The organism is Flavobacterium araucananum (assembly GCF_002222055.1).
In the GTDB taxonomy this organism is placed as follows: Bacteria; Bacteroidota; Bacteroidia; order Flavobacteriales; family Flavobacteriaceae; genus Flavobacterium; species Flavobacterium araucananum.
Genome location: NZ_MUGS01000106.1, coordinates 1 through 9,596, shown reverse-complemented (window position 1 = coordinate 9,596; position 9,596 = coordinate 1). Strand labels below are relative to the sequence as shown.

At 35.6% G+C, this 9,596-nt stretch carries 5 protein-coding genes and 1 pseudogene; all 6 read right to left on the bottom strand.

The genetic code is table 11. The annotated features are described in order from the left end of the window. Positions 1–355 precede the first annotated feature (355 nt). Positions 356–1,933, bottom strand: a complete 1,578-nt coding sequence (locus B0A64_RS24400) for a T9SS type A sorting domain-containing protein (RefSeq protein ID WP_089482047.1) — start codon at positions 1,931–1,933, stop codon at positions 356–358. A 192-nt stretch (positions 1,934–2,125) separates the two neighbouring features. After that, positions 2,126–2,977: pseudogene (locus tag B0A64_RS24395) on the bottom strand (isoaspartyl peptidase/L-asparaginase family protein); the annotation flags it as partial. Between the two features lie 219 nt (positions 2,978–3,196). After that, positions 3,197–4,099: an ROK family protein gene (locus tag B0A64_RS24390; protein ID WP_089482045.1), complete on the bottom strand. Its 903-nt coding sequence runs from the start codon at positions 4,097–4,099 to the stop codon at positions 3,197–3,199. Positions 4,100–4,224: 125 nt separating this feature from the next. Then, positions 4,225–5,685 carry a glycoside hydrolase family 125 protein gene (locus tag B0A64_RS24385; RefSeq protein WP_089482044.1) on the bottom strand — a complete coding sequence of 487 codons (1,461 nt, stop codon included), beginning with the start codon at positions 5,683–5,685 and terminating at the stop codon, positions 4,225–4,227. A 4-nt stretch (positions 5,686–5,689) separates the two neighbouring features. Continuing rightward, positions 5,690–7,975, bottom strand: coding sequence for a GH92 family glycosyl hydrolase (locus B0A64_RS24380; protein ID WP_208863568.1), 2,286 nt, complete (start codon positions 7,973–7,975; stop codon positions 5,690–5,692). Positions 7,976–8,243: 268 nt separating this feature from the next. Beyond that, the coding region (locus B0A64_RS24375) for a GH92 family glycosyl hydrolase (RefSeq protein WP_133083326.1) at positions 8,244–9,596 on the bottom strand (1,353 nt) is incomplete at its 5' end.

Below are 9,596 nucleotides of genomic sequence, written 5' to 3'. Positions count from 1 at the left end.
GCCGAAAGATTATTGTAATGAGAAAAAGCTACGGTTTGCGAATATGGACCGATACTTTTGGGAGCATTTTGAGTATTTCGTGCTAATAACGAATTTACTTTATTTGAAATCATTTTGTTCATTATTTACCTAATTAATAATTTGGGCTATTTTAAGTTTCGCTTAAATCAAAAATATTAAGCGCCTTATTTTACCCGAATCAAAATTATTATTATCACGATTTATAATCACTCACAATAAGACATCAAAATATAATTATAAGACTTTTCTTATTTATTATAAATACAAAAGCCACTCCGTAAGAAGTGGCTTTTGTATTGCATAATTGACTTGAATCAATACGAAAAATCTATTTTTATTTTACAATTTTTATTGTTTTAGCCACTTTACCATCGCCATTTATTTTCAAGAGGTAAATTCCTTTTGATAAATTTTTTCCTGATAAATCTAGTTCTTCGGTACTTAAACCTTCACTATAATTTTTATTTCTAACCAAATTAGAAATTAAAACTCCTTTGACGTCATATAAATCAACAGTAAGATTAGCAGACTCTTCTAATTGTAAAGTCAAGGATGGATACTCATTTACAGGATTTGGGCTAATCGTAATTTCATTTGCTTTTTTAGAAAAATCAATTGTTGATAATAGCGTTGCCGTATTATTTATTCTTGTTATAACAAAACCTCCCTTATTTCCAGACATAACAATTTTATTATCGGGTTGAACAAGCATCGTTTGAAAGTAATCATGTCCTGGTCCAAAATTGGTAGTAAAATAACCATTCTTACCAAAAGAAGCGTTCAAAACGCCACTCAGACTATATGATTCTATACCAAAATTATAATCTGATGTAAGCCCTACGCCATATCCTACAAGTAAATCATTGTTGTGATCGATTGTAATATCGGTTGCAAAACTTGCAATGTTAGTACCAAAATCTCTTAAAATTTTACCGTTTACTCCAAAAGAAGTATCAGCAACACCATTTGCACTGTATTTTGATATAAAACCACAATATTTTACTCCGTCAAATGAGGAACCTCCAATATAAATATCATTGTTTTTTGAGATTACACATTTGTTCAATTGCGAAATTTGTCTATAATCTTCTTCGATACGTCCGGTTCCGTTTGGCCCAAAACTCTTTATAATTTCACCATTACTACCGTATTTTGCAATGACACAATCTAATCCGAAATTATTTCTTCCAACTGCTATAATATTTTCATTGTCTGTAAATTTCATATCTAGTATTTCTCCTCTCATAAGATCCGGAGTAAATACAAAACCATTTGTACCGTATGTTTGATCTAAACTTCCGTTGGTATTAAATCTGGCTAAACCAAAGGTACTATACCCCGGATCTTCTACAGATTCAAATGCACCGCCAACTACCATTTTACCATCTGCCTGAATTAGTAATGCATTTACAAATTGAGGATAGTCTAAGGTTTCGATTTTAATACCATCAGTATCAAAACTTGTATCTAAAGTTCCGTTTTCGTTGTATCTTACAATCATGATATCGCTGTAAACTACATTTTGTGACGGAACATAAGTACTGCCTGCAACTACAATTTTACCATCTTTTTGCAAGACTATACTTTGTGCAGTACAATGATTTCCAAACAAAGTAGTTACATAACCACCTGTACCAAAAGTGGTATCCAAAGCACCGTTGGGCAGATAGCGTGCAACTAAAAAGGAGGAACCGTCTAAGTAAGAATTGGAATTACCAACTACGATAATTTTTCCATCAGCTTGTAAAGCCGAATCATAGGCCTGATTGTTGCCCGGAACTCCGGTAAGCGTAATCACTTTACCTCCTGTTCCAAATGTTGTATCAAGTGTTCCGGCTTGCGAAAATGCCGTGTTTGACAATAATAATGTAAGCACAAAAGTGCCAATAAAAATGGGTAGAGTTCTTTTCATTCAATAGTTTTTTATGGTTTATTTATATCTCTAAAGCTAAAATATTGATTTTTTCAGGGCTAATTTAGTCGTAATTTACTTATTATCCTAATTGATTTGGAGATGATAAATGNNAAAAAAATGCGCAAAGATCAAAAGACCTTTGCGCATCACAAAAACAATTAACTCTTTGGAGAGCTAACTAATACTATTTTACTTTAAAAAATAATCGGCATCGATTAAATTATTTCCTGTATCATCATAAACAGCGTAGTTAAAGCCTCCCTGAATACAGTATGAGCCATATTCTCCTGCTTTGTTTAAGGCAATAAATCCTACCTGAATGTCTTTTAAATCTTTGTTTCGGTTCTTGGTTAATTTTACAATTCTTGCAACGGCTTCTTCACAGGCTTTTTGAGGAGATTTTCCTTGTCGCATTAATTCTACAACGAGGTGACAGCCAGAAATTCTAATGACTTCTTCGCCATGACCTGTTGCTGTTGCAGCTCCAATTTCGTTATCGACGTATAAACCGGCTCCAATAATTGGGGAATCTCCAACACGTCCGTGCATTTTAAAAGCCATTCCGCTTGTGGTACATGCACCCGAAAGATTTCCGTTGACATCCAGGGCAATCATACCTATTGTATCATGATTTTCGATGTTGGCAATTGGTTTGTATTTGCTGTCTTTGAGCCATTCTTTCCATTCTTTTTCAGACTCTTCTGTTAGCAGATTTTCTTTTTTAAAGCCTTGTGAAACGGCAAATTGCAATGCTCCGTCGCCAACTAACATTACGTGTGGCGTTTTTTCCATTACTGCTCTTGCAACTGATATGGGATGTTTTATATATTCTAAGCAGGCAACTGAACCTATATTGGCATTTTCATCCATAATACAAGCGTCTAACGTTACACGACCATCTCTATCCGGTCGTCCGCCATAACCAACACTTCTTTCTTTTGGGTCGGCTTCCGGGATTTTAACTCCTGCTTCGACAGCGTCCAGAGCAGTTCCTTTATTTTTTAAAACTTCCCAGGCCGCTTCATTTGCGGGGATTCCAAATCGCNNTTGCCACAGATTAAAGGATTCAAAAGGATTCCTTTATCTGTAAAAATCTTTCTTTTTGCCCCGAATTACACGAATTTACACAAATTATTATATGAATGGACGTGCGATACACAGGCGCTTTTATTAATAAAATTTTCAATCAACATAACCTAAAATCATTTTAATCTAAATAATCTGAGTCAAAAATTATCTGCAATGTAAATTTATAAAAATCTAAGCTGTATAAAGCAAACTTGTTGCTCCTAATAATGCTGCAATTTCATTATCTGTAGAAATAGAAACGCTGACTTCGCATCTTGCTTCTTTTATTTTTTTATTGAAAACCGGTAAGAAAAATTCACTTGCATTTGCAATTTTTCCTCCAATAATAAAACTGTCGGCAGAGAAATTTTCTAACCACGGAGTCACAATTGCGGCTAAATCTTCTCCCATTTTTCCGAATACCGCTATAGCCCATTCATCTCCTGTTTTTGCAAGATTAAAAAGCTCTAGACCATTGTTCAGTTTTTTTCCGCTTAAAGCAAAATAACCCGCTATAAGCCCGCGTACCGAAACATAATCTTCAGCGATTCCTTCTTTGTAGGGAACATCATATATCTCGCCATCTTTTGGAACCAAATTTCCTGTACTAATCGATTCGCCTTTGTCTATAAAACAAGCTCCTAGTCCTGTACCAAGTGTGATTGCCATTACTTTTTTAGAAAGATTTTCAGCATCTTTAAAAACTTCTCCTTTACCAAAACAAACGGCATCATTCTCGAAAAGAATCGGAAAATCATTGGAAAGATTTAGTTTGTCCTGAAATAAATCGCGAACATTTAATCCGTAAAAATGCTCATATTTAGACTGCCCTTTGATCCAGCAAACTCCATTAATATAATCAAACGGACCCGGCATACAAACCGCTAATCCTGTCGTGTTCTCGACTTTAGAGTTTTCGATAGAAGTACGAATTGCTTTTTCCCAAATAGTCATTACTTCATCTACTGGCAAATTAGAATCGAAAGACTCTTTATGCAACGAAAAATCAATCACTTTCATAGCTACAATATCAATAATTGCTGCGGTAATATGTGTACCTCCAATGTCTAATCCAACGGCATATTCTTTATTCATTCTTATTTTATTTTGAACATTTAAGGGATTAAAAAAGAATCGAATCTGACCTTTGATCTTCAATTCATACCTAACAGGTTTTAAAAACCTGTTAGGATACTAATCTCTTAATGGTAAATTTATTTTTAGATATTTTTGTCTTTTAAAATTTGAGGATAATGTATGCTGGTATGAACAATCATTTCGCCAAATAGTGTATTGGCCCACGCAAACCATTTACGGGTAAACTTGGTTACATCATCTTTATGAAAAGATTCGTGCATAAATCCTGTATCGGCATTTGTTTTGATCAGGTTGCTGATGCAGTGTTTTATTTCATTTTCATCTACACTTGTAATCGCTCTTAAAACAATACTCATTGGCCAGATTGTATCTGTTCCGGTATGTGGCCCGCCAACGCCTTCGCCTGCTTTTCCTTTATAGAAAAACGGATTATTTTCTGAAAGCACTACTTTTCTGGTATTCAAATAAAGCTGATTGTCCGGTTCTATCGCGCCTAAATAAGGCAGTGATAATAAAGATGGAACATTGGCATCATCCATCATATGAAAACTTCCGTAACCGTTTACTTCAAAAGCAATGATTTTTCCGAATTTTGGATGATCGATGATTCCGTTTTCTTCTAATCCTTTCTGAACTTGTCCTTGTAATTCTTTGGCTTTAGCCACTAAATTATCGTCTTTTAATGCCGGCAAAGAGAAAATTTCCTGAAGATATCCAAGCACTTCAATCGCAAACATATTACTCGGAATTAAATACCCAAACAGAGTACTATCATCACTTGGTCTAAAAGTCGAAACGATTAATCCGCAAGGTTTTACAGGATATCCGTAACCGCTCAACGGCACACCATCTGTAGCCCAAGCCGTAACTCTCTGAAAATTATACGGCCCTTTATCTGTCCAGCGTTGTTGTTCTTTGAAAGTTTGAATAACCAAAAGCATAGCTTCTTTCCACTTACTGTCGAACAAACTAATGTCTCCGGTTTCTTTCCAATAGCCGTGTGCCAGTCTTATTGGATAACACAAACTATCGATTTCCCATTTGCGTTCGTGAATACCGGGCTGCATTTTGGTCATGTCATTTTTCCATTCGCTTACCTGATTAAAATCTTTGTAAAAAGCATTCGCATACGGATCTAACAAAATACATTTGGTCTGGCGGTTGATTACTCCTTTTACCAATTCGGCCAGCTTTTTATCTTCTTTTACAAACGGAATATACGGCCAGATTTGCGCCGTACTATCACGCAACCACATGGCATCAATGTCTCCTGTAATGACATACGTATCCGGTTTGCCATCGATAATTTCAAAATCTACAGTGGTATCTAAAGTGTTTGGAAAACAGTTTTCGAACAACCAGGCCAATTCCGGATTTGCGATTTGTTTCTTGATTCTCACAATTGCTGCTTCAACTGCTTTACTCGTAAATTTTCTTTCGGCAAGCGGTGGTCTTTTGGTAATAAAATCTTTTAATGCAAAATTGAAAGCATCTGAATTCATTCCGAAAACATCGGTTTGAAGCGCTAATAATCCTGCTGAAAAAATCCCTGTGTTTTTTATAAATTTTCTACGTGATTGCATCGTTTTATTTTGAAGTTGAATAAGAATATGGATAAGAACTTGCCGAAGTTCCTCTTTGTAAATTAGGTTTGCTAATCATGTCAAAGTTTAACTCTCCGCCTTTTAATACATCAAAATGATTGATGAAATTTTTGGTATGAGTTGCATTGTTCCATTTTAGATCCTGAACATATTTATTGGTTTCAGAATTGTTTGGCGCATTAATTACTAATTTTTTTCCGTTTTCTAATTGCAGGGTTAATTTCTTAAATAATGGTGCTCCAAGAACATACTCGTCTGTTCCGGGACAAACTGGGTAGAATCCCATTGCCGAGAAAACATACCAGGCCGAAGTTTGTCCGTTATCTTCATCTCCGCAATATCCGTCAGGAGTTGGTTTGTACAAACGGTTCATGACTTCGCGAGACCAATATTGCGTTTTCCAGGGTTCACCCGCATAATTGTACAAATAAATCATGTGCTGAATGGGTTGATTTCCGTGAGCATATTGTCCCATATTCATGATTTGCATTTCGCGGATTTCATGAATTACAGATCCATAATAGCTATCATCAAAAATTGGCGGAGTGGTAAAAACAGCATCTAATTTTGCGGTGAATTTTTTCTCGCCTCCCATTAAATCAATCAAACCATGTACGTCATGAAAAACACTCCAGCTGTAATGCCAAGCATTTCCTTCGGTAAAAGCATCTCCCCATTTAAACGGATTGAAATCTTTCGGGAAACTTCCGTCTTTATTTCGACCACTCATTAAACCAATTGACGGATTATAAAGATTTTTATAATTCATCATTCGTTTTTCGTATAAACTAATTTCTTTTTTAGGACGGTTTAAGGCTTTTGCCAATTTCCAGATTGCAAAATCGTCGTAAGCATATTCTAATGTTCTGGCTGCGTTTTCATTGATTTTTACATCATAAGGAACATAACCTAAAGTATTGTAATACTCTACTCCTTTTCTTCCTACAGCTTCTAGTGGTCCTTCGTTATTGGCTCCGTGCAACAAGGCTTCGTATAATTTATCGATATCATATCCTCGCAATCCTTTGATGTAAGCATCAGCAACTACAGAAGCTGAATTATTCCCAACCATTACGTTTCTAAATCCCGGACTTGACCATTCCGGCAAGAAACCGCCTTCTTTATAATCGTTGATTAATCCTTGCTGCATTTCTGTATTGATCGAAGGATAAACCAGATTTAGCAAAGGATATAAGGCGCGAAAAGTATCCCAAAATCCGGTTCCTGCAAACATATAACCCGGCAAAACTTGTCCGTTATACGGACTGTAATGTACGATTTCTCCTTTTGCATTTATTTCATATTGCTTTTGCGGAAAACAAGCGGTGCGATACAAGCAAGAATAAAACGTTTTTAGTTGTTCTTCGCTTCCGCCTACGGCATTTAATTTTCCTAAAACTTTATTCCATTCTTGTTTAGATTGTGCTACGGTTTCATTAAAAGATGCTTTTCCTAATTCATTTTTTAAATTCAACTCAGCTTGTTCTGGGCTAATAAACGAAGAAGAAACTTTTACGTTTACGATTTCTCCTTTTTTAGTTTTAAAACCTACAACTGCACCAACATGATTGTCTTTTAATTCTAATTTGTCTTTTTCCAGAACTTTATCATGCCAAGTATAATTAGTCGCAAATGGCTTATCGAATTGCAATACAAAATAGTTCCTGAAATTCTCCGGAACTCCACCGCTATTGCGAGTCGTGTAACCGATAATTTTATTTTCGGATGGAATTATTTTAATGTAAGATCCTTTATCGAAAGCATCGATTACAATAGAAGATTGTTCGTTTTCAGGGAAAGTAATCTGAAAATGTGCTGCTCTTTCAGTCGCTGTAATTTCGGTCGTTACATCATAATCTGCAAGATATACACTGTAATAATACGGTTTCGAAACCTCAGCTTTATGGCTGAACCAGCTTCCTCTTTCGTTTTCTTCAAAAGTCAATTTTCCGGTTAGCGGCATGATCGAAAACTGTCCGTAATCGTTCATCCAAGGCGATGGCTGATGCGTTTGTTTGAATCCTCTAATTTTATCTGCGGTATAAATATACGCCCATCCATCGCCCATTTTACCGGTTTGAGGCGTCCAGAAGTTCATTCCCCAAGGTCGGCAAATTGCAGGATACGTATTTCCGTTCGAAAGATTAGACAAAGATTGTGTTCCCATTAAAGGATTTACATATTCTACAGGATCTAAAGTTTTAACTTGTGCGTTTCCTGCAAAAAAGCAATGCATTACCCCTAAAAAAATTAAACTCTTTATTTTCATATTTTTATTTTTTTGCTTTACGCTTTAAGCGATAGGCTTTAAGCTAAAAACTGTGACTTAACTCTTATTTCTTTAATATAAATCTCGTTTGTCTAAGCTTTTTCAAAGTTTAAAACTTTGAAAAAGCTACCGTGAGCCTAAATCTTAAACTTTAAATCATACCTAACAGTCCCGAAGCTTCGGGATTAAAAACCTGTTAGAAAACTCAATGTCCCAACTTCTAAAATCTATATTCTAAAATCTATATTCTAAAATCTATACTCTAAAATCAAATAGGTCTATCTTCCTTCCTAACTCCAAAAGTTGTCGATGGTTTACTTCCCATAAACAATTTTAATTCTCCTCCTTTTACGATCATATCGTGTGTGATGTATGATTTTGTATACGGTTTTCCGTTATATTCTGCTTTTTGAATATAGATGTTTGTTTTGCTATTATCGATTGCTTTCAAAGTAAACGAAATACCTTTTTTATGGTAGATTGTAGCCGTATTAACCAACGGACTTCCTAAAACGTAAATTCCGTTTGCCGGATTAACAGAGTAGAATCCCATTGAAGAGAAAACATACCAAGCCGACATTTGTCCTAAATCTTCATTGCCACATAATCCGTCCGGTTTTGTCGAGTAGAATTTATCATCGATTTCACGAATTAATTTTGCCGTTTTCCAAGGTTGCCCTGCGAAAGCATATAAATACGGAATATGATGATTAGGCTCGTTTCCTTGTGCATATTGCCCAATTAATCCGCTAATGTCCGGTGAAATTTCTTCGCCTTCGACTTTATCTGTAAGTAGAAAAAGTGAATCTAATTTGGCTAAAAATTTATCTTCACTTCCAAATAATTCAATTAACCCATAAGGATCCTGAGGAACCAACCACGTGTATTGCCACGCATTTCCCTCGACATAATCGTCTTTGCGGTGTGCAGATGAAAGCGGATTAAATGGTGTTCTCCAATTTCCATCGGTCAATTTTCCTCTCATAAATGTGGTTTCTTTATCGAAATACAGTTTGTACAAATTGGCTCTTTTGGTAAAATAATTATAATCATCCGTTTTACCCAACGATTTTGCCATTTGTGCCACACAATAATCATCGATGGCATATTCTAAAGCATTACCAACAGATTCCAGCATTTTATCGGCAGGAATATATTCCAGTTTCTGAACATAATCCATTCCGTCACGGGTTTGCATCGCCGTTTTTTTGATCGCTTCGTATGCCAATGCGGTATCGTAATCTCTATAACCTTTCAGGTAAGCATCTACAATCACGGCAATCGAGTGATTTCCGTTCATGGTATTGGTTTCATTGCCCATTAAATGCCAAACCGGTAATCGACCTTGTTGTTCGTAGATTGCCAAAAATGATTTTACAATATCATTGATTTTATCGGGTTGTGTAATCGTGTATAAAGGATGTAAAGCACGGTAGGTATCCCAAAGGGAGAAAGTGGTGTAATTTGTAAAATTTGCTTTTTCGTACACTTTCTTGTCTGTTCCTCTGTAATCTCCGTTTACATCATTGAAAATTGAAGGCGCAAACATGGTATGATACAATGCCGTATAAAAAACTTTCATGGTTTTATCGTCTGCTTTGATCTGAATTTTATTCAATTC